This is a genomic window from Lentzea sp. NPDC036949 (assembly GCF_055608075.1).
The window spans coordinates 121,009-140,414 of record NZ_JBVJRA010000008.1; the positions used below are offsets into that span (position 1 = coordinate 121,009).

The window sequence follows — 19,406 nt, forward strand, 5'->3', positions numbered from 1 at the left end:
CTACGCGCCTCCGCCGAGCATCGCGTCCCACATCCCCGGGAAGTCGGGGATCGTCTTGGTCGTCGACCCGATGTCGTCGACCGAGACGCCCGGCACCACCAGCCCGATGATCGCGCCCGCGGTGGCCATCCGGTGGTCGGCGTAGGCCTTCCACACCCCGCCGTGCAGCGGTGCCGGCTCGATCACGAGCCCGTCCTCGGTCTCGGAGGCGTTGCCGCCCAGCGCGTTGATCTCGTTCACCAGCGCGGCGATGCGGTCCGTCTCGTGGCCGCGGATGTGCGCGACACCGCGGATCTGCGTGCGACCGCGAGCCACCGTCGCGAGCGCCGCCACCGTGGGCGTCAGCTCGCTCTCGTCGCGCAGGTCGATGTCCACTCCGGACAGCTCAGCCGGTCCGCGCACGGTGAGCCCCTCCTCCGACACCTCGACCGCACAGCCCATGCGTTCCAGGATGCCGCGCACCGCGTCACCGGGCTGGGTGGTCCGCGCGGGCCAGTGCGGGATCGTGACCTGGCCCCCGGTCACCGCGGCGGCCGCGAGGAACACCGTCGCGTTCGACAGGTCCGGCTCCACGTGCCACGTCCGCGCCGCGATCGGGCCCGGCTCGACGTGCCACGCGCTGCTGCCGTCGGTCTCCACCGCGACCCCGACCGAGCGCAGCGTCTGCACCGTCATGTCGATGTGCGGCAACGAGGGCACCGGCCGGCCCGAGTGCCGCACCGTCACGCCCTTGTCGTAGCGCGCCGCCGACAGCAGCAGCCCGGACACGAACTGCGACGAGCCCGACGCGTCGATCGTGACCTCGCCACCGGCCAGCGAACCGCTGCCGCGCAACGTGAACGGCAGCGCGTCACCCTCGACGTGCGCACCGAGCGCGCGCAACGCGTCCAGCACCGTGCTCATCGGGCGCACCCGCGCGTGCGGGTCGCCGTCGAACCTGATCTCGCCCTCGGCCAGCGCGGCGGCCGGCGGCAGGAACCGCATGACCGTGCCCGCGAGCCCGCAGTCGACGTCGGCCGGTCCGCGCAACGCGCCCGGCGTGACGTCCCAGCCGCCGTCCTCCCGGTCGATGATCCCGACGCCCAGCGACGTGAGCGCCTTCACCATCAACACGGTGTCGCGGCTGCGCAACGGCGCGTGCACCGCGGACGGCCCGTCGGCCAGTGCCGCGAGCACCAGGACGCGGTTCGTGATCGACTTCGAGCCGGGCACCGGCACCGTGGAGTGGACTGGGCCGGACGCGCTGGGGGCTGACCAGTGCTGAGTCATGCCCGGAATGATCCCGCACGGCGTCGAGGGCGGCTCGCACAGGTGTTCCCGACGTGCGACGATTGCGACTTCGGAGGTGATCGGTTTTGTGTGGTAGGTACGCCTCCACCAAGGACCCGGCGCTGCTCGCGGCCGAGTTCGAAGCGGTGGACGCCACCGGCGACGAGGCGCCGGGGGCGGACTACAACATCGCTCCCACCAAGCACGTCATGGCGGTGGTCGAGCGCAAGCCGGAGGACGAGGACCTGGAGCGCAGCATCCGCGTGATGCGCTGGGGCCTCGTCCCGCACTGGGCCAAGGACCTCTCCGGCGCGGCGAAGATGATCAACGCCCGCGCGGAGACCGTGCTGTCCAAGCCCGCGTACAAGCAGTCGGCGATGAAGCGCCGGTGCATCATCCCGGCCACCGGCTGGTACGAGTGGCAGCCGGGCGAGGGCCGCAAGCAGCCGTACTTCATGACGCTCGGGGACGACTCGTCCCTCGCGCTGGCGGGCATCTGGTCCGTGTGGTGGAAGGACGACGTCCCGACCGTGACGTGCGCGGTGCTGACGACGGACGCCATCGGCGCGCTGACCGAGGTGCACCACCGGATGCCGTTGCTGCTGCCGCCCGACCGCTGGTCGGCGTGGCTCGACCCGTCCTCGCTCGACCCGAGCGGGCTGCTCGCGCCGGACCCGTCGATCGTCGACGCGCTGGAGCTGCGCCCGGTCTCCACCGCGGTGAACAGCGTGAAGAACAACAACCCGTCGTTGCTGGACCGCGTCTCGCTCACCGAGGACGGGACGCCCGCACCCACCGCGGTCGAGCTGTCGTGACGACGCTGTCGGTGGACACGCCGCACGGCCCCGCACGGGCCTCCCTGCACTGCGCCCACGAACCGCGGGCCGCGCTGCTGCTCGGCCACGGCGCCGGCGGCGGCGTCGAGGCACCCGACCTGGTGGCCGCGTGCCACGCCGCGAACTCCGTCGGCGTGCACGTGGCCCTGGTCGAACAGCCCTACCGCGTGGCCGGCCGCCGTGCCCCCGCGCCGGCGGGCCAGCTCGACACGGCGTGGCTCGCGGTGGTCGAAGACCTGGGCGAACGCTGGTTCGACGGCCTGCCGCTGGTGTTCGGCGGCCGGTCGTCGGGCGCCCGCGTGGCCTGCCGGACGAGCGTCGAGGGCCAGGCCGTGGCGGTGCTGTGCCTGGCGTTCCCGGTGCACCCGCCGGGCAAGCCGGAGAAGTCCCGGATGGCCGAGCTGGACGGCGTCGAGGTCGCCACCCTGGTCGTGCAGGGCGAGAACGACCCGTTCGGCCGCCCGGTGCGCGCCCCGCACCGCGAGGTCGTGCTGCTGAACGGCGACCACTCGCTGAAGGCCTCCATCGCGGACGTGGGCCGGTGCGTGGGCGAGTGGCTTGACCGCGTGCTGCGGCCGCTCGACTGAATCACCTGCTGGGACGGGGTCGCGCCGTTACTGTCCCGCCCCATGACCGTTCTCGACGAGCAGGGCAGACCAGAACCTCCGACCGACGGCGACGAGCTCGCCACCCTGACCGGGTTCCTCGACTTCCAGCGCGCCACCCTCGCGTGGAAGACCGAGGGCCTCACCGCCCAGCAGCTGGCCATGACCACCGCCAAGTCCGAGATGACCCTCGGCGGCCTGGTCAAGCACCTCGCGTACGTCGAGCAGCAGTGGTTCCACGTCGTGCTGCACGACCGCGAGCCGCTGGAGCCGTGGAAGAGCGTGGACTGGAAGGCCGACCACGACTGGGACTGGCACTCGGCCGCCGACCACGCACCGGAGGAGCTCCTCGCGCTGTGGCAGGACGAGGTCGGCCGTTCCCGCGAGGCCGTCGAGGAGGCGCTGGCGACCGGCGACCTCGGCCAGGCGGCCAAGCGCAAACCGTGGCGCGGCGACGACCGCACGGTGAGCCTGCGCTGGATCCTCACGCACATGGTCGAGGAGTACAGCCGCCACAACGGCCACGCCGACCTGTTGCGCGAGGCGGTCGACGGCCGAACGGGCGAATGACAACCGATCGGGGCTCTGCGGCGTTCACCTGGAAGTAGACGAACGCCACATGATCGGGGAGAACTCGTGAACAAGATCCGTCCGACCGCCGTCGCACTGGCCGGTGCCGCCCTCCTGGCCGCCGCGGGCACTCCCGCGCAGGCCGAGACGCCGTGGTGCACCGGCGACGACCTGGTGATCACCGCCCACGACATGCGTCCGACGACGAGCCCGAACAAGGGGCACGTCATCAGGTTCGCGGCCGTCGAGGGCGTCACCTGCACGATCGGCGGCAGCCTGAGCAACGTGCGGTTCCTCGACGCCGAGGGCCGGGACCTCGACGTCCCGCTGACCGGCGGCCAGGGCCCGTACACCGAGGCGACGGTCCACGGGATCTTCAGCGCCGTGGCCTACGTCGGCTCGCCGAAGAAGAGCGACACCGTGACCCCGGCGTTCATCCGGTTCGACCTGCCGGGCAAGGGCAGCCTCGGTGCCAGGGTCACCACGGCGTGGCCGTCGTGGGTCGGCACGCCCGTGCAGTTCACGAACATCGGCTGGCCGGTCAGCTGACCGTTGCCGAGACCGGAACGTGCTAGGCGCTGATCGAGGCCACCACGGCACCGGTGAGCCGCACCAGCTCGGCCGGCGCGATCTCCACCTCGAGCCCGCGCCGGCCCGCGCTGCAGAACACCGTCTCGAACTCCAGCGCGGAGGCGTCCACCACGACCGGGAGGCGCTTCTTCTGCCCGAGCGGCGAGATCCCGCCCGCGACGTACCCGGTGGCGCGCTCGGCGTCGGCGACCACGGCCATCTTCGCCTTCTTGCCCTTCAACGCCGCCGCCAGCGCCTTGAGGTCGAGCTGCACCGTCACCGGCACGACGCCGACCGCGAGCTTGCCGTCGACCTCGGCGACCAGGGTCTTGAGCACGCGGCCCGGCACCAGGCCGAGCGCCTCCGCGGCCTCCAGCCCGTACGACTCGTGGCGGGGGTCGTGCTCGTACGAGTGCAAGGTGTGCGCCACCCGCTGCTTGTCCAGCAGCGCTGTGGCGGGGGTCCCACGTCCGGCCATGCGGAATTACTACCAGCACGTCCGTGTTGGTCAGGACGTGGCTACGAACACGCTCGAGCGGCCCCGCGTAGAGTCAGCACCGACCCAGGACCTGTGGGAAGGGAGCGCGGTGCCCGCCACCGGCACGACGGAGACGACGGCGGAGCGCGCCGCGCGTTTCGAGCGCGATGCAATGCCGATGCTCGACCAGCTGTACTCGGCGGCGTTGCGCATGACCCGCAACCCGGCGGATGCCGAGGACCTCGTCCAGGAGACCTACCTCAAGGCCTACTCGGCGTTCGCGTCCTTCTCGGAGGGCACGAACCTCAAGGCCTGGTTGTACCGGATCCTGACGAACACCTACATCAACGGCTACCGCAAGAAGCAGCGCCAGCCGATCCAGCAGCCGACCGAGGAGATCACGGACTGGCAGCTGGCGCAGGCGGAGAGCCACACCTCGGCCGGGCTGCGCAGCGCGGAGGTCGAGGCACTCGACAACCTGCCTGACAGCGACGTGAAGGAAGCATTGCAGCGGTTGCCGGAGGAGTTCCGGATCGCGGTCTACCTCGCCGATGTCGAAGGCTTCGCGTACAAGGAGATCGCAGACATCATGGGCACCCCGATCGGCACGGTGATGTCCCGGTTGCACCGGGGCCGTCGCCAGCTCCGCGACCTGCTCGCGGACACCGCACGCGAGCGCGGCTTCCTCCGCGGTGGCAACGGTGGCAACGGAGACGCGTCATGAACTGCGGCGAACCCCACGAGACCGACTGCTCCGAGGTCCTGTCCGAGGTCTGGCTGTTCCTCGACCAGGAGTGCGACCAGGGTCGTCGCGCGGCACTGCAGACCCACCTCGACGAGTGCCACCCGTGCCTGGAGCAGTTCGGGCTGGAGGAGCACCTCAAGGCGCTGCTCGCGCGCAAGTGTGGCGGCGATTACGCCCCCGCCGACCTGAAGGCGCGCATCCGGGCCACGATCGTGGAGATCCGCACCGAGGACTGAGCGCCTCGAACACCGCCCCAGAACAACGAAAAGGCCTGGTCACCGTCGTGGTGGCCAGGCCTTTTCGCAGCACTCAGGCGTTGGGGCGCTTGCCTCGGTTGGCGCCGCCCTTTTTGCGGTCGCGGCGCTTGCGAGCACGCTTCGACATGGGTGTCTCCTAGGATCAGAACTGCTTCACCGACCAGTTTCTCATGGAGGAGTTCTGTCTACTCTCACGGACCTGCTGGCCGAGCACACCAAGCTCTCCGGCGCCGCCGCCGACCACCTCCAACTGGTGGTGGCGGAGTGGCAGCTCCTCTCCGACCTCTCGTTCGCGGACTTCCTGCTGTGGGTGCCGCTGGACGACGACGTCTTCCTGTGCGTGGCCCAGGCCCGGCCCACGACGGCGCCCACCGCCCACCCCGAGGACGTGGTCGGCAGCGAGGTGCGCTCGGACGAGCACCCGCAGCTGCGCCGGGCGATGGACGAGTCGCGGATCTGCCGCGAGGAGGACCCCCGCTGGCACCTGGGCGTGCCGGTGCGGCGCGAGACCATCCCGGTGCGGCTGGGCACGCAGGTCATCGCGGTGCTGAGCCGCAGCACGAACCTGGCCGTGCCGCGGGTGCCGTCGCCGTTGGAGATCTCCTACCTGGGCAGCGCGGCCGACCTGTGCCAGATGATCGCGGACGGCACGTTCCCCGCGCCCGAACCGTCGCCGGACGTGCACACCAGCCCGCGCGTCGGTGACGGCCTGATCCGGCTCGACCCGTCCGGTGCGGTGGTGTTCGCCTCGCCGAACGCGCTGTCGGCCTACCACCGCATGGGGCACGCGTCCGACCTGGTCGGCGTGCACCTGGCGCCGCTGACCCGCAGCCTGATCGGTGACCCGTTCGACGCGACCGAGGTCGCCCAGCGCATCCGGCAGGCGCTCGACGGGCAGCCGTCGATGCGCATGGAGGCCGAGTCGCGCCGCGGTGCCGCGGTCCTCTTCCGGTCGTTGCCCCTTCGGCCACGGGGTCAGGCGGCGGGCGCGATCGTGCTGTGCCGCGACGTCACCGAGGTCCGCCGCCGCGACCGCGCGCTGATGTCGAAGGACGCGACGATCCGCGAGATCCACCACCGGGTCAAGAACAACCTGCAGACCGTGGCGGCGCTGCTGCGGCTGCAGTCGCGCCGGCTGTCGAACCCGGAGGCCAAGGAGGCGCTCGCCGAGTCGGTGCGCCGGGTCACCTCGATCGCGCTCGTGCACGAGACGCTGTCGATGTCCGTCGACGAACGCGTCGACCTCGACGACGTCATCGACAAGGTCATCCCGATGATGGGCGACGTCGCCGTCACCGAGACCCAGGTGAAGGTGCGCCGCGAGGGCGGGTTCGGCATCGTCTCCTCGGAGATCGCGACCCCGCTCGTGATGGTGCTGACCGAGCTCGTGCAGAACGCCTTCGAGCACGCCTACGCCCCTGGCCAGCGCGGGGAGGTCGTCGTGCACAGCGAGCGCTCGGCGAAGTGGCTCGACGTGACGATCTCCGACGACGGCAAGGGCCTGCCGCCCGGTTTCTCCCTGGAACGCACGGATCGTCTCGGTCTGCAGATCGTGCGGACCCTCGTCGACTCCGAACTGAGGGGCTCGTTGAGCTTGCGACGGAGGCCCCGAGGCGGTACAGAGGCGGTCCTGCGCGTGCCGCTGCGGGGGCGGCGCTAAACTGGCCTCGTGCACACGTGACGACCAGCCTCAGCGGTCTCACGTGGTCATGCGGGAGGGTGTGCAAACAAGAAAAGAACCCGACACCTGGCACGGTGTCGGGTTCTTCTCTATGTGTGCTTGTCGCGGCGAACAGCCTGCTCAGGCGTTGCTGCGGGCGCGCGTGCGAGCGTTGCGGCGCTTGAGAGCGCGACGCTCGTCTTCGCTCATCCCGCCCCAGACGCCGGCGTCCTGGCCGCTCTCCAGTGCCCACGCGAGGCAGTCGGAGACGACGGGGCAACGGCGGCAGACGGTCTTCGCCTCGGCGATCTGAAGCAGCGCGGGACCACTGTTCCCAACGGGGAAGAACAGCTCGGGGTCCTCGTCGCGGCAGATCGCGCGGTGGCGCCAGTCCATTGGAACTACTCCTCAGCCTTGGCGCGCACAAAGGCACGCCGGTTGTCAGCGGTCGTTTTGGGGTGCTTGTGAATGCTTTCACGAACGGCTGGGATGTCAAGGGGTTGGCACCAACCCGGTGAGTGAACTCACCCAAAAGATCGACAGCGTTCACCTGGGGTTTCACGCTCTGCTGTCACTCGATTGCTCTACATCCCGGATGGGTAGCGAGACGGTTACAGAACGATCACGGACCGTCGAGTTCGCCCTGCGTCACACAGCTACGGTCAACGCCTGGGGAACCGCTCGGAACTCCACCTGGGTCGTCGTGCCGAGGAAGTCGCCGTCCACCTGCAGGTTGGCGGGTTCCTCGCTCTTCACTTTGACATATTCGACGTCATCGCGCCGCACGAGTTTCGGGCTCTTCGGGTTCCCGGTGGCCAGCACCTGTGTGATGTAGCGCGCAACGGTCGGCGGTCGCAATGTCGTGAGCGCCGACAGGCCCAGCCCGTTGTCGAACGAGGTGCTCGGGTTCAGGTGGATGTCGTTGTCCCCGAAGTACGTCCACGGGTCCGTGTTGGACACGAACACCATGCCGACGTCGAACTGCGGCTCGTCCGGCACCTCGACGGTGAAGCGCTCCGGCGTGCGCACGAGCCTCGCGTACGCCTTGAGCGCCACCGCCAGGTAGAGCGCCGGGCTCGCGTTGCGGCCGCGGGCGCGCTTGGCCTCGACACCGGCCACGACGTCGGCGTCCAGGCCGATGCCCGCGTTGAAGGTGAACCAGCGGCCCTCGTCACGTCCGATGACGTCGGAGAAGACCTGGCCGAGGCCGATGCGGCGGGTCGTGCCGTTCTCGATGGCCTGCAGCAGGACGTGCGTGGCCTCGACGGGGTCGCGCGGGATGCCCAGCGCGCCCGCGAAGACGTTCGCGGAACCGCCGGGGACGACACCCAGCATCGGGGTGTCGGGGCGGGGGCCGTGCAGCAGGATGCCGTTGACGACCTCGTTGACCGTTCCGTCGCCGCCGTGGGCGATGACCAGGTCGAACCCGTCCTTGACCGCCTGGGCGGCCGCGTCGAGCGCGTGGCCGCGGTAGGAGGTCTGGACGATCTCCAGCTTCACGTCGGAGGCGAGTGCGTGCGCCAGCACGTCGCGACCCGCCGGCGTCGTTGTAGTCGCCTGGGGGTTCACCACGAGAAGAGCGCGCACCACTTGAGGGTAGGACAATGCGTGACCGCTCGCGGTTCGCATGTCCTCCCTCGGAGCGACTCCAGCCTCACGAAAGTGGCGTAGATCTCCCTCCGCTCGCACCGCGCCGAGCCCGCAGGCGAGTGCACCCCGGACGACCGCCGGCTCGCTGAAGGCCCCTTGATCTTCCCCCTCCCGGCGGGCTCGCAGAGCCCTCCAACCGGGTGGCCTACGATCCGTGACCAGTACAGAACGTGAGGAAAGGTCGCCTGTGACTACCGGTACCCCGGCCCCGCCGCGCGCGGTGCGGACCGCCGCCGCACTCACCTTCGTCCAGGGGCTCGGCGGCATCGCGCTGGCCGGCGCGCTCGTCCTGCGGGTGCTGCAGGGCGCTCCCTCCGCAGGTCCGGTGCTCGGAGCCGCCGGTGTGCTCGTGCTGTGGTTCGGCGGGGTGATCTTCGCCTGCGTGATGCTGTTCCGCGGCCGGCACGGCGCCCGCACGCCCGTGATCGTCACGCAGCTGCTGCTCCTGGGCTGCGCCTGGTACGCCTACGGCCCGTCCGAACAGCCGCTCATCGGATCTCTGGGCGGCATTTACTGCGTCGTGGTGCTCGTCCTGCTCTTCACCCGCGACGGCCGGGAGTGGGCGCTCGGTTTGCCGAGCGTCGAAGAAGACAAAGCCGACTAACGGAGGGTGGTCACGGTCACGCAGTCGGGTGAAGCTGTCGGTGGTTGCTTAACCACTCCCTGCACTCACGAGGTGACCAACCATGCGTTTCAAGACCGCGATCGCGAGCGCTTTCCTGGCGGCGCTTTCCCTCGCACCCATGACGGCGACGGCCACGGCCGCGCCGGAAGAGCCGAGCATGTCGCCGATGATCATCGGCGGCAGCTACGCGCAGAACTTCCCGTACGCCGCCCGCCTGTTCTTCAACGGGCGGGAGAACTGCTCCGCCACGAAGATCGCACCTCAGTGGATCCTGACCGCTGAGCACTGCGTCTCGGGCAGCGGCACGTACACGTTCCGCGCGGGCAGCCTGGACCAGACGTCCGGTGGCCAGCTGGTCACCGCGACCCAGATCATCAAGCACCCGTCGGCCGACCTCGCGCTCGCGCGGGTCGGCACGTCGATGTCGGCGCCGTTCGCGCCGCTCGGCACGACGTCGGACGTGGCCAACGGCAACACCGTGCAGCTCTACGGCTGGGGTGCCACCTGCACCAACCAGCCGGAGATCAACTGCCAGTCGCGCTACCTCAAGGTCGCGAACACCCGCGTGACGTCGGTCAACGGTCGTGACTACCGCGGTGGCACCGCGGTGGCCGTGACCCGCGTCGACGGCATCGCCGCCGGCGGTGACTCGGGTGGCCCGATGTTCTCCAACGGCAAGCAGGTCGGTGTCGCCTCGACGTCGGACCGCTCGACGCGGTCCAACTACACCCACGTCGGCGTGTACCGCTCCTGGATCCGCCAGTACGCGGGCGTCTGATCCCGAAGTAACGCGGGGGCCCCGCGTTCCTCTCAGGGGAACGCGGGGCTCCCGCGTGTCACGTGGAAGCACGTGCGTATGTCACCGAGCGTGTTCACGAATGGTGGATGGACACGAACGGAGTAGCCAGCTACCGTGCTGCCAGCGTTCGCGCCGCTCGGGAGCAGGGTGAGGTGCGCAGTGCAGGACGGCCCGCAGCGGGTGACGACAGGCAGCAGTTCCGAACGACCCAACGAGGCGCGCCTCTTCGACTACTACCTCGGCGGCGCCCACAACTTCGCGGTTGACCGGGCTCTCGCCGAGGAGACGATCAAGCAGTTCCCCATCGCCGAGATGGCCCGCACGATCAGGTCGTTCTCCCGCCGGGTGGTGCGCTTCTGCGCCGAGGACCTCGGCATCCGCCAGTTCCTCGACCTCGGCAGCGGCATCCCGACCGTCGGCAACGTCCACGAGGTGGCCCAGGCCGTCGACCCCTCGTGCCACGTCGTGTACGTGGACCGCGACCCGGTCGCCGTCGCCCACTCCCGCACGATGCTGCGCGAGAACCTCAACGCCGCCATCGTCCAGGCCGACATCTGCGACGTCGGCGCCGTGCTGCGCGACCGGGAGACCCGCCGCCTGCTCGACTTCGAGAAGCCGGTGGCCGTCCTGATGATCGGCATCCTCCCGTACGTCCACGAGGACCCCACCGGTGTCGTCGCGCGCTACCGGGCCGCGGTGAGCGGGGGGAGCGTGCTGGCGCTGACCCACCTGACCCGCGACGTGGAACCCGAGCTCGTCGACAAGCTCGTGACCCTGGCGGACGGCCTGCAGACGCCCCTCGTGCCGCGCACGAAGCAGGACGTCGAGGAGTTCATCTGCGGCCTGGAGCTGCTCGAACCGGGCCTCGTGCTCGCCGCGCACTGGCGGGCCGACGGTGAGCTGCCCGGCGGTTCGGCGGCGGCCGACGCGTCGACCTACGGTGCCGTCGCGCTCATCCGGGACTGACGAGCAGGTAGCGCTCGACCCAGAAGCTCGTCACGGCGCGCGGCTCCTCCTCCGGCGGGAACGGCGAAGGCCGGGCCCCAGAGGTGGGCCCGGCCTGGTCGTTTTGCTGCCGCGTCAGCCCCGGTAGGCGCCGCCGGCCGCGGCCGGGCCCTGGTACTGCGCGCTGCCGAAGCCGAGCATCGGGTAGCCGATGAAGCCGAACAGCCACAGCCCGAAGAACCCGAACACGCCGCTCTTGCCGAACGACTTCGCGATGTCGAGCGACACGATGATCGAGATCACGAGGTTGACGAGCGGGATGATCATCAGGATCAGCCACCAGCCCGGACGGCCGGCGACCTTCAGCCAGACGTAGATGTTGTAGATCGGGATGATGGCGGCCCAGCCGGGCTTGCCGGCCTTGCTGAACGTCGCCCACATGCCGGCGATGACGAGCACCGCGAACACGAGGCTGAAGATCAGGGAGCCGGTGCTCGAGCCGGAGTCTTCGTACACGGTAGGTCCTTCCAGGATTTGCCGGGGATCGGCGACGCGGGACGCTGCCAGCACCGAGCACCGGTCCTCAGTGGAATTCCCGTTTCGTGAGCCTTTCGAGACCTTCCGTCAACCTTCAGCGTGCAGCGCCGAGCTCCCGCAGCGCGTGATCGGCCACCCGCATCACCGTCCACTCGTCCATCGGGACGGCACCCAGCGACTTGTAGAACCCGATCGACGGCTCGTTCCAGTTGAGCACCCACCACTGCAGCCGGGTGTACCCGCGCTCGACGCACTCCCGCGCGAGCACCTCCAGCAGCTGCTTGCCGAGACCCTTGCCGCGCTGCTCCGGCGTGACGTAGAGGTCTTCGAGGTAGATGCCGTGCACGCCGTCCCACGTCGAGAAGTTGAGGAACCACAACGCCATGCCGACGACCTGACCGTCCACTTCGGCCACGTGCCCGAACAGCGCGGGGTGCTCGCCGAACAGCGCCGTCCGCAGCTGCTCGGCCGTGAGGTGGCACTGCTCCGGCGCCCGTTCGTAGAGCGCGAGCTCGTGCACCAGCCGCACGACCGCGTCGACGTCGCGCGGTTCCACCCGCCGGATCATCACACCTCCCAGGCAGGCACGTTGAGCCTGCGCACCTGCGGGTCGCCCCGCTCGTCGCCCAGCTGGCAGGTGCCGGCCGGGTCCAGTCCGAAGTGGACGCCCTGGTCGGGCGCCAGCCCCAGCCACGCGGCGATCAGCACGCGGCTGAAGTGGCCGTGGCCGACCAGCACCACATCACCACCGGGCAGGACGCGGCGCACCTCGGCGAGCACCTTGCGGGCCCGCTCCTGCACCTCCGCGTGCGTCTCGCCGCCGGGCATCGGGTGCGTCCACACGGTCCAGCCCGGCACGCGCTCGCGGATCTGCGGCGTGGTGATGCCCTCGTAGTCGCCGTAGTCCCACTCGGCCAGGTCCTCGGTCGTCGCCGTGATCTCCAGTCCGGCCAGCTCCGCCGTCCTGGTGGCGCGTTGCCGCGGGCTCGTCAGCACGAGCGCGGGCGCCTGGTCCGTCGCTCTGAGCCGGGCGAGCGTGGCGCCCGCCCTGCGTGCCTGCTGCTCGCCCTCGGGCGTCAGCTCGATGTCGGTGCGTCCCGTGTGCCTGCCGCTCTCGGACCACTCGGTCTGGCCGTGGCGCAGCAGGTAGAGGTGGGTGCTCACCTGTTCGATCCTAAGGAGTGGCCGCGACCACGTTTGGGGGAGTCTCCGTTCGAGGTACCCCGCTCGCCATGACCTCCGAGCCCCACGACCACGGCGAGCCCGACGAGGTGGATGCCCGGGAGATCCGCGAAGCGTTCGGGGTGCGCGTCGCGCGCATCCGGGCCGAGCTCACGTCGACGTGGAACAAGCTGCGGCAGAACGAACGCGACGCCGACAACAGGGGAGAATGACCTCCTGGCGCTCGACTCTGGGGCGCATAGGTCGTCGAACAACCCGCAGACGCAAAACGACGCTGGCCCGCGAACGAATTCGCAGGCCAGCGTCGTTCACAAGGCTGAGGGAATCAGCCCTGCTTGGTCTCCCAGAAGATCTTGTCGATCTGCGCGATCAGGTCCAGCAGCTGCTGCCCCGTCGCCGGGTCCATCGAGCCCTTGGTGCCCGACGCACCCGCCGCCTTGGTGGCGCGGTTGAAGAGGTCGTGCAGCTCGGGGTACTTCTCGAAGTGCGGCGGCTTGAAGTAGTCCGTCCACAGCACCCACAGGTGGTGCTTGACGAGCTCGCTGCGCTGCTCCTTGATCAGGACGGCGCGCTCCCGGAACTCCGGGTCCTCGTTGGCCTGGTACTTCTCCTGGACCGCCTTGACGGACTCGGCCTCGATGCGGGCCTGCGCGGGGTCGTAGACGCCGCAGGGCAGGTCGCAGTGCGCGGTGGCTTCGACGCGCGGGCGGAGAATGCGCGACACGAGTCGCATCGTTCCTCCCAGAGTGAAAACAGTGGATGCTCCGACAAGTAGGACCCTACTCCGGCTGACCGAAGGGTGATCGTTGAGACCGCGCCTTTCCACCGTGCTCGTCCGCGGGCCGTCGATGGCACCAACGCTGCGCAGTGAGGACGTCGTGCTGGTCAGCTGGGGTGCGCGGCCCAGGGCCGGTGACGTCGTGCTGGTCAGGTGGGCGCAGCGACCTGATCAGCTGTCGGTCAAGCGCGCCTCCCACCTGGTGGACGGCGGGTGGCACGTGGTGGGGGACAACCCGTTCGCCAGCACGGACTCCGGGCAGCTCGGGCCGGCCGAGGTGCTCGGGGTCGTCAGGGCGCGGTTGTGGCCGCGGCCGCGGTTCAGGCTTTGAGGGACGCGTACAGGGCCACGCAGTCCTCGTAGCGGGGGAGGACGCCGGCCTCGTAGGCCTCGGCCAGGGTCGGGGCGGCGGTGTCCTTCTCCGAGAGCAGGAACTCGATCTCGCGCGGCCACGGCAGGTCGAGGGCCGGGTCGAGCGGGGTGAGGCCGTGTTCGCCGGAGGGGTTGTACGGGGTGGAGCACAGGTAGTTCATGGTCGTGTCGTCCTCCAGCGCGATCATCGCGTGGCCGAGGCCCTCCGCCAGGTAGACGGCGTTGCACTTCTGCGCCGTCACCAGCACCGCGTCGAACTGGGCGAACGTCGGCGAGCCCACCCGGATGTCGACGACCACGTCGATGAACGAGCCGCGCGGGCAGAACACGTACTTCGCCTGGGAGGGCGGGACGTCCGCGTAGTGGATGCCGCGGATCGTCCCGGCGCGCGAGACGCTGTGGTTGGTCTGGGCGACCCGCAGCGGGTGGCCGACCGCCTCGACGAACGCCGCCTCCTGGTACGGCGAGACGAACACGCCGCGGTCGTCGGGGAAGGTCCGGGGCGTGAACTCGAAAGCGCCGTCGATTTTCAGCGAACTCGCCTGCATGCCGTCACTCTAAGGCGTCATGTTTTCTTGACCGATCGGGTGCTTCCTGCCTGCATAAACCGACCGGTCGGTGCAGAAAACCGGACGGACGTCTTGCTACATGCCCTCTGACCTGCGGAAAAAGTGTGATCCCCGCCGCAGACAGGTCGGTCCGGTCCTGCCACACTTCGCTCCACCCGCAGCACTCGGACTGTTCCCGGACGCAACTCGTCGGAGGACGTCGACCGAGTTTCCAGGCCCCGTGTACCCGGTGTGACAACGCTGGGCCGGTGCGCCGTTTGGTGATGAGCCCACAGCTAGATGGGCCACTACGCCGCCCGCACCGCAGGAGGGACGCCGTGACAGCAGTGAACGAAGCCCGTACCGAGAACTCCGATCCGACGCAGCTGACGGACGAGGAGATCTTCACCGCGCACCTGGGCGGGAAGCTCGAGGTGGGTGCGACCGCCTCGCTCGCTGACCCCAAAGCGCTGTCCATCGCTTACACCCCCGGTGTCGCTCGGGTGAGCAGGGCGATCGCGCAGGACGCGAGCCTCGCCGCCCGGTACACCTGGGCGCACCGGCTGGTCGTCGTCGTGAGCGACGGCACCGCCGTGCTCGGCCTCGGCGACATCGGCCCCAGCGCGTCGCTGCCCGTCATGGAGGGCAAGTCGGCGCTGTTCAAGACCTTCGGCGGCCTCGACTCCATCCCGCTCGTGCTCAACACGACCGACGTGGACGAGATCGTCGAGACGCTCGTGCGGCTGCGCCCGTCGTTCGGCGCGGTCAACCTGGAGGACGTCTCCGCACCGCGCTGCTTCGAGCTGGAGCGGAAGCTGGTCGAGGCGCTCGACTGCCCGGTCATGCACGACGACCAGCACGGCACCGCCGTGGTGTCGCTGGCCGCGCTCAACGGCGCGAACGAGGTCCTCGGCAAGGGCATCGGCGACCAGCGGGTGGTCATCTCCGGTGCGGGTGCCGCCGGCATCGCCATCGCCAAGATCCTCATCGCCGCCGGCGCCGGTGACATCACGCTGCTCGACTCGCGCGGCATCGTCCGCACGGGCAGGGCCGGTCTCAACCCCGTCAAGGAGGAGATCGCGGCGCTCACCAACACCTCCGGCCTCGACGGCGGCATCGACGTGGCCCTGCGCGGCGCGGACGTCTTCATCGGCGTCTCGTCGTCGAAGGTGCCGGAGGACCTGATCGCGAGCATGGCGAGCGGCTCGATCGTGTTCGCGCTCTCCAACCCGGACCCCGAGGTGCACCCGGAGGTCGCCGCACGGCACGCCGCGATCGTCGCGACCGGCCGCAGCGACTTCCCCAACCAGATCAACAACGTGCTCGCGTTCCCCGGCATCTTCCGCGGCGCATTGGACGCGGGCGCGCGCCGGATCACCGAGGGCATGAAACTCGCCGCGGCCGACGCCATTCTGGCGGTCGCGAAAGATGATTTGGGCCCAGACCGAATTGTTCCGTCCGCGCTCGACCCGCGGGTCGGTCCCGAGGTCGCCGCGGCCGTCGCGGTGGCGGCGAAGGCCGACGGCGTGGTCTGATCTCGGCGAACGCCACAGCGGAGCGGCGCGCGTATTTGCCACCTTTGTGCATCACGCGGTTGAGCGGAACCACGAACGTGGCTTTTCGTTAACCCGTGCAGGGGTGGGCGATGACGCTCCGAAGCGCTACCGTCCCTCTCCTCGGGTGTTCACCCGGGGAGAGGGTTCGTGTTTGCCGCCGTTCGGGTGCCGTTGTCGTGCCCACCCGAATTGCCGCGGGCGGCTAATGCGGGAGAGGGTGGGCCGGTGCCCAAGTGGGTGGGACGCGCGACGGTGGTGAACGGCCGTGCCAGATCGGCGGCTGCTCAGGAGGCGGAGAAGCCGCCGGTGACGCTGGACGGGCTGACCCTGCCCGACGCGCCGTCGTTGCTGGTCGACACCAAGGGCGTCGTCATGCGGGCGAACCCGGCCGCCGTCGGGCTGGCCGGCGCGCAGGGGGCCGACGACCTCGTCGGGCACCCGCTGGGCGAACTGCTGCTGGGCAACTCCTCCGACCTCCGGCTGTCCCGCGCGGACGGCACGCTGCTGCCCGTGCGGGTGGCCCGGCACGCGGTTCCCGGCACCGGGCTGCAGGCCGTCCTCCTGATCGACGTGTCCGACCTCTCCGCGGCGGCGGACGCGCTGCGTGACGAACAGCGGCGGCTGCGCAAGGTCCAGCGGGTCGCCCAGCTCGGGTCGTGGGAGTACGACCCCGAGACCGGTCTGACGGTGTGGTCGGACACCCACTACGAGCTGCTCGGCATCACCCGCGGCAAGGTCGTCCCCGGCGCGCAGGCCGTGCTCGACGTCGTGCACCCCGACGACTACGACATGGTCGAGTCGTACTGGCACGGCCGCGAGATCACCGGCGACCCGATAGACATCGAGTACCGGATCGTCCGCCCGGACGGCCAGCTGCGGTGGATCCGCGGCGTGGCCGAGGCGCGGCTCACCGACGGCAGGCTCGACAAGATCACCGGCTACATCCGCGACATCACCGAGTCGAAGCGCGCGGCCACCGATCTCGCCCAGGAACGCGCACGGCTGCTGGAGGCCCAGCGCATCGCCAGGATCGGCAGCTGGGCCTACGAGACCGGCACCCGCGCCGTGCACCGCAGCGAGGTGCTGCTGGAGATGTACGCCGAGCTGGGCATGACACCGGACGACGACCTGCTCTGCGGCGTGCACCCGGACGACCGCCAGGCCGTCACCGACCTGCGCCACCGGCTGCTGCACGCGCAGGACAACGACCCGGTGGAGGTCGAGGTCCGCAGCGAGTCCGGCGACCGCGTCTACATCTGCCGCGCCCGCGCGGAGATCTCCTCGTTCGGCCGGATCGAGCGCTTCCACGGCACCATCCAGGACGTCACCGAGGCCCGCGCGCTGGAACGCCAGCTGCGCGACGACCGCCGAAGATTGGCCGATGCCCAGCAGGCGGCACGGCTGGGCACGTGGGAGTGGAACCCGGCCACCGACGAGACGGTGTGGTCGGACATGCTGCGCGAGCTCTACGGCCTGCCCGAGGACGCGAGCAGCCGTTACGAGACCTACCTCGACCTGATCCACCCGGAGGACCGCGGCTGGGTGGACGACCTGTGGCGCCAGCTCGCCCGCGACGAGGTGCCCGTCCAGTGCGAGCACCGGCTCGTGCGCCACGACGGCCAGACCCGCGTCTTCCGCTGCCACGGCATGATCGTCCGCGACAACCACGGCCAGCAGCTCGCCGTCGGCACCGCCCAGGACGTCACCGAGCAGCGTGCCGCCGAGGCGCGCATGAAGCGTTCCTCGCAGCGCTTCACCGACCTCGTGTCCGTGACGCCGGTGGGCATCGGCCTGTTCGACGAGGGCGAACGGCTCGTGGACGCCAACGACGCGTTGTGCGACCTGCTCGGCATGGAGCTGGAACAGCTGCGCGGCATGACCGCGGAGCAGCTCACGCACCCCGAGGACACCTCGCCCGGCCTGCAGTGGGCCGCCGAGCGCACGCAGAAGATCCCGCAGCGCATCCTCGTCCGCCCCGACGGCGAGAAGGTGTACTGCGAGCTGCACATCGCGTTGTCCGTGCAGGACGACGGCCGCCGCTTCTGGCTGATCGTGTTCCTCGACATCACCGAACGCCGCCGCGCCGCCGAGGCCCTGCGCCACCAGGCCACCCACGACGAGCTGACCGGCCTGCCGAACCGCGCGCTGGTGAAGGAGATCCTCGGCCGGCTCCTGGACGGCCCCGGCCGGTCGAAGGTCGCCGTCTTCTTCTGCGACATCGACAACTTCAAGCGCGTCAACGACTCCCTCGGCCACGACGCCGGCGACGAGCTGCTGGTCGCCTTGGCGCGCAGGCTGGAGGGCGGCCTTCCGGACGGGTGCACGGCCGCGCGGTTGTCCGGCGACGAGTACGTGATCATCTGTGAGGACATCGACGCCGTGGGCGGTGTCGACGCACTCGCGACCCGCGTGGCGTCCCTGTTGCGGACCGCGGTCCCCGTGCACGGCCAGCTCGTCCGCGTGTCCGCCTCCATCGGCGCCGCGGTGCCGAACGGTTCCCGCGCGAACGGCGCGGACCTGCTGCGTTTCGCGGACGCGGCGATGTTCGAGGCCAAGCGCAACGGCGCCGGTCGCGTGTCCCTCGCCTCTGCCGCGCTGATCGCTTCCGCCGACCGCCAGGTGCACCTGGAGGGCCAGCTGCGCGAGGCACTGCAGCACGACGGCCTCGCACTGCACTACCAGCCGGTCGTCGGCGTCGACGGCTCGGTCCTGACCGCCGAGGCCCTCGTCCGCTGGCCGCACCCCGACCGCGGCCTGCTGCCACCCGACGTGTTCCTGCCGGTCGCCGAACAGGGCGACCTGATGCGCGAGCTCGACCGCTGGGTGCTCCGCACCGCGCTGAAGGAGGCCGCGACCTGGCCCGCACCCGACGGCCGCCCGGTGTCGGTGGCCGTGAACCTCGCCGGCCTGGTGCCCGGTGACCCCGAGTTCGTCGACATCGTGTCGACCGCGATCCTCGAGTCCGGCGTGCCGTGGGACCGGGTCGTGCTGGAACTGGTCGAGACCGCACTGGTCGACCTGCCCTCGCGGGTCCGCCAGTCGATGGACGAGCTGGTGCAGCGCGGCGTCCAGTTCGCGGTGGACGACTTCGGCACCGGCTACTCGTCGCTGGCGCGCCTGAAGGACCTGCCGGCCCAGATCATCAAGGTGGACCGCCGCTTCGTCTCCGGCGTGGGCAACGACTCCTCCGACTTCGCCGTCGCACGCGCGGTCGTCGACATGGCGCGGGCGATGGGGCGCAAGTGCGTGGCCGAGGGCGTGGAGACGGCGACGCAGTTCCACGTGCTGCGCGGGGTCGGGGTGGACGCGTACCAGGGGTGGCTGTTCTCCCGGCCGGTGCCGCCGAAGGAGTTCAGGGCGATACTGGCCCTCGGGCCCCTGCACATCCCCCGTGCGGGGTGAGCAGTTCCCTCACCTGCGTTTT

Annotated in this window: 24 protein-coding genes; 14 read left to right on the forward strand and 10 right to left on the reverse strand. The window is 70.2% G+C overall.

The genetic code is table 11. From position 1 onward, the window contains the following. A complete protein-coding gene (aroA, locus tag ACZ7CD_RS23350; protein ID WP_470379667.1) occupies positions 1-1,269 on the reverse strand; it encodes a 3-phosphoshikimate 1-carboxyvinyltransferase in 1,269 nt (422 codons plus the stop codon). A gap of 86 nt (positions 1,270-1,355) precedes the next feature. On the opposite strand from aroA, the gene ACZ7CD_RS23355 reads away from it, so the two are divergent. The 4 genes from ACZ7CD_RS23355 to ACZ7CD_RS23370 all read left to right on the forward strand — a co-directional run bounded on the left by ACZ7CD_RS23355 (position 1,356) and on the right by ACZ7CD_RS23370 (position 3,829). Next, entirely contained in the window at positions 1,356-2,084 is a 729-nt protein-coding gene (locus ACZ7CD_RS23355; protein WP_360395117.1) for an SOS response-associated peptidase, read from the forward strand. Further along, positions 2,081-2,692, forward strand: a complete 612-nt coding sequence (locus ACZ7CD_RS23360) for an alpha/beta hydrolase family protein (RefSeq protein WP_470379668.1) — start codon at positions 2,081-2,083, stop codon at positions 2,690-2,692. Before ACZ7CD_RS23355 ends, ACZ7CD_RS23360 begins: the two co-directional genes overlap by 4 nt. Before the next feature lie 42 nt (positions 2,693-2,734). Beyond that, positions 2,735-3,280, forward strand: a complete 546-nt coding sequence (locus tag ACZ7CD_RS23365) for a DinB family protein (RefSeq protein WP_360395123.1) — start codon at positions 2,735-2,737, stop codon at positions 3,278-3,280. A 66-nt stretch (positions 3,281-3,346) separates the two neighbouring features. After that, complete coding sequence (locus ACZ7CD_RS23370; RefSeq protein WP_470370171.1) at positions 3,347-3,829, forward strand: hypothetical protein; 483 nt, start codon at positions 3,347-3,349, stop codon at positions 3,827-3,829. A 22-nt stretch (positions 3,830-3,851) separates the two neighbouring features. Here ACZ7CD_RS23370 and ybaK read toward each other — a convergent pair whose 3' ends face one another. Next, positions 3,852-4,328, reverse strand: coding sequence for a Cys-tRNA(Pro) deacylase (ybaK, locus tag ACZ7CD_RS23375; RefSeq protein ID WP_470370172.1), 477 nt, complete (start codon positions 4,326-4,328; stop codon positions 3,852-3,854). 109 nt (positions 4,329-4,437) lie between these two features. Here ybaK and ACZ7CD_RS23380 point away from each other — a divergent pair, with 109 nt between their 5' ends. Then, the gene (locus tag ACZ7CD_RS23380) at positions 4,438-5,052 is read left to right on the forward strand and encodes a sigma-70 family RNA polymerase sigma factor (protein ID WP_458430349.1); all 615 of its coding nucleotides are present in this window, start codon (positions 4,438-4,440) and stop codon (positions 5,050-5,052) included. After that, entirely contained in the window at positions 5,049-5,309 is a 261-nt protein-coding gene (gene rsrA / locus ACZ7CD_RS23385) for a mycothiol system anti-sigma-R factor (protein ID WP_360395132.1), read from the forward strand. Before ACZ7CD_RS23380 ends, rsrA begins: the two co-directional genes overlap by 4 nt. A 73-nt stretch (positions 5,310-5,382) precedes the next feature. Here rsrA and ACZ7CD_RS23390 read toward each other — a convergent pair whose 3' ends face one another. Then, positions 5,383-5,457, reverse strand: a complete 75-nt coding sequence (locus tag ACZ7CD_RS23390; RefSeq protein WP_369809028.1) for a 50S ribosomal protein bL37 — start codon at positions 5,455-5,457, stop codon at positions 5,383-5,385. A 54-nt stretch (positions 5,458-5,511) separates the two neighbouring features. Here ACZ7CD_RS23390 and ACZ7CD_RS23395 point away from each other — a divergent pair, with 54 nt between their 5' ends. Further along, on the forward strand, positions 5,512-6,990 hold the full coding sequence (locus ACZ7CD_RS23395; protein WP_360395662.1) for a sensor histidine kinase: 1,479 nt from the start codon (positions 5,512-5,514) through the stop codon (positions 6,988-6,990). A gap of 141 nt (positions 6,991-7,131) precedes the next feature. On the opposite strand, the gene ACZ7CD_RS23400 is transcribed toward ACZ7CD_RS23395, so the two are convergent. Continuing rightward, positions 7,132-7,386, reverse strand: a complete 255-nt coding sequence (locus tag ACZ7CD_RS23400; RefSeq protein WP_015104912.1) for a WhiB family transcriptional regulator — start codon at positions 7,384-7,386, stop codon at positions 7,132-7,134. Positions 7,387-7,638: 252 nt separating this feature from the next. After that, positions 7,639-8,577, reverse strand: coding sequence for a diacylglycerol/lipid kinase family protein (locus tag ACZ7CD_RS23405; protein WP_360395135.1), 939 nt, complete (start codon positions 8,575-8,577; stop codon positions 7,639-7,641). Between the two features lie 250 nt (positions 8,578-8,827). Between ACZ7CD_RS23405 and ACZ7CD_RS23410 the strand changes: the two genes are divergently transcribed. The 3 genes from ACZ7CD_RS23410 (at position 8,828) to ACZ7CD_RS23420 (ending at position 11,030) form a co-directional block, all read left to right on the forward strand. Further along, positions 8,828-9,244, forward strand: coding sequence for a hypothetical protein (locus ACZ7CD_RS23410; RefSeq protein WP_360395138.1), 417 nt, complete (start codon positions 8,828-8,830; stop codon positions 9,242-9,244). A gap of 82 nt (positions 9,245-9,326) precedes the next feature. Then, positions 9,327-10,043 (forward strand): S1 family peptidase, encoded by a 717-nt coding sequence (locus ACZ7CD_RS23415; RefSeq protein ID WP_360395140.1) that lies wholly within the window; start codon positions 9,327-9,329, stop codon positions 10,041-10,043. A gap of 168 nt (positions 10,044-10,211) precedes the next feature. Next, complete coding sequence (locus tag ACZ7CD_RS23420) at positions 10,212-11,030, forward strand: SAM-dependent methyltransferase (RefSeq protein WP_470379669.1); 819 nt, start codon at positions 10,212-10,214, stop codon at positions 11,028-11,030. A 114-nt stretch (positions 11,031-11,144) separates the two neighbouring features. On the opposite strand, the gene ACZ7CD_RS23425 is transcribed toward ACZ7CD_RS23420, so the two are convergent. The 3 genes from ACZ7CD_RS23425 to ACZ7CD_RS23435 form a co-directional block, all read right to left on the reverse strand. After that, positions 11,145-11,525 (reverse strand): DUF5684 domain-containing protein, encoded by a 381-nt coding sequence (locus tag ACZ7CD_RS23425; protein WP_360395144.1) that lies wholly within the window; start codon positions 11,523-11,525, stop codon positions 11,145-11,147. 115 nt (positions 11,526-11,640) lie between these two features. After that, positions 11,641-12,114 (reverse strand): GNAT family N-acetyltransferase, encoded by a 474-nt coding sequence (locus tag ACZ7CD_RS23430; RefSeq protein ID WP_458430352.1) that lies wholly within the window; start codon positions 12,112-12,114, stop codon positions 11,641-11,643. After that, the gene (locus ACZ7CD_RS23435; RefSeq protein ID WP_360395150.1) at positions 12,114-12,710 is read right to left on the reverse strand and encodes a histidine phosphatase family protein; all 597 of its coding nucleotides are present in this window, start codon (positions 12,708-12,710) and stop codon (positions 12,114-12,116) included. Before ACZ7CD_RS23435 ends, ACZ7CD_RS23430 begins: the two co-directional genes overlap by 1 nt. A gap of 68 nt (positions 12,711-12,778) precedes the next feature. Here ACZ7CD_RS23435 and ACZ7CD_RS23440 point away from each other — a divergent pair, with 68 nt between their 5' ends. After that, on the forward strand, positions 12,779-12,940 hold the full coding sequence (locus tag ACZ7CD_RS23440; RefSeq protein ID WP_360395152.1) for a hypothetical protein: 162 nt from the start codon (positions 12,779-12,781) through the stop codon (positions 12,938-12,940). Positions 12,941-13,053: 113 nt separating this feature from the next. Here ACZ7CD_RS23440 and sodN read toward each other — a convergent pair whose 3' ends face one another. Beyond that, positions 13,054-13,461, reverse strand: coding sequence for a superoxide dismutase, Ni (sodN, locus tag ACZ7CD_RS23445; protein WP_065916284.1), 408 nt, complete (start codon positions 13,459-13,461; stop codon positions 13,054-13,056). A gap of 73 nt (positions 13,462-13,534) precedes the next feature. Between sodN and ACZ7CD_RS23450 the strand changes: the two genes are divergently transcribed. Next, positions 13,535-13,837, forward strand: a complete 303-nt coding sequence (locus ACZ7CD_RS23450; protein ID WP_470379670.1) for a S26 family signal peptidase — start codon at positions 13,535-13,537, stop codon at positions 13,835-13,837. Here ACZ7CD_RS23450 and ACZ7CD_RS23455 read toward each other — a convergent pair. After that, positions 13,827-14,426 carry a dTDP-4-dehydrorhamnose 3,5-epimerase family protein gene (locus ACZ7CD_RS23455; RefSeq protein ID WP_360395155.1) on the reverse strand — a complete coding sequence of 200 codons (600 nt, stop codon included), beginning with the start codon at positions 14,424-14,426 and terminating at the stop codon, positions 13,827-13,829. The genes ACZ7CD_RS23450 and ACZ7CD_RS23455 overlap by 11 nt on opposite strands. Positions 14,427-14,812: 386 nt before the next feature. Between ACZ7CD_RS23455 and ACZ7CD_RS23460 the strand changes: the two genes are divergently transcribed. Then, entirely contained in the window at positions 14,813-15,961 is a 1,149-nt protein-coding gene (locus tag ACZ7CD_RS23460; protein WP_360395666.1) for an NAD(P)-dependent malic enzyme, read from the forward strand. A gap of 246 nt (positions 15,962-16,207) precedes the next feature. Continuing rightward, a complete protein-coding gene (locus ACZ7CD_RS23465; RefSeq protein ID WP_360395158.1) occupies positions 16,208-19,384 on the forward strand; it encodes a bifunctional diguanylate cyclase/phosphodiesterase in 3,177 nt (1,058 codons plus the stop codon). Positions 19,385-19,406: the final 22 nt, after the last annotated feature.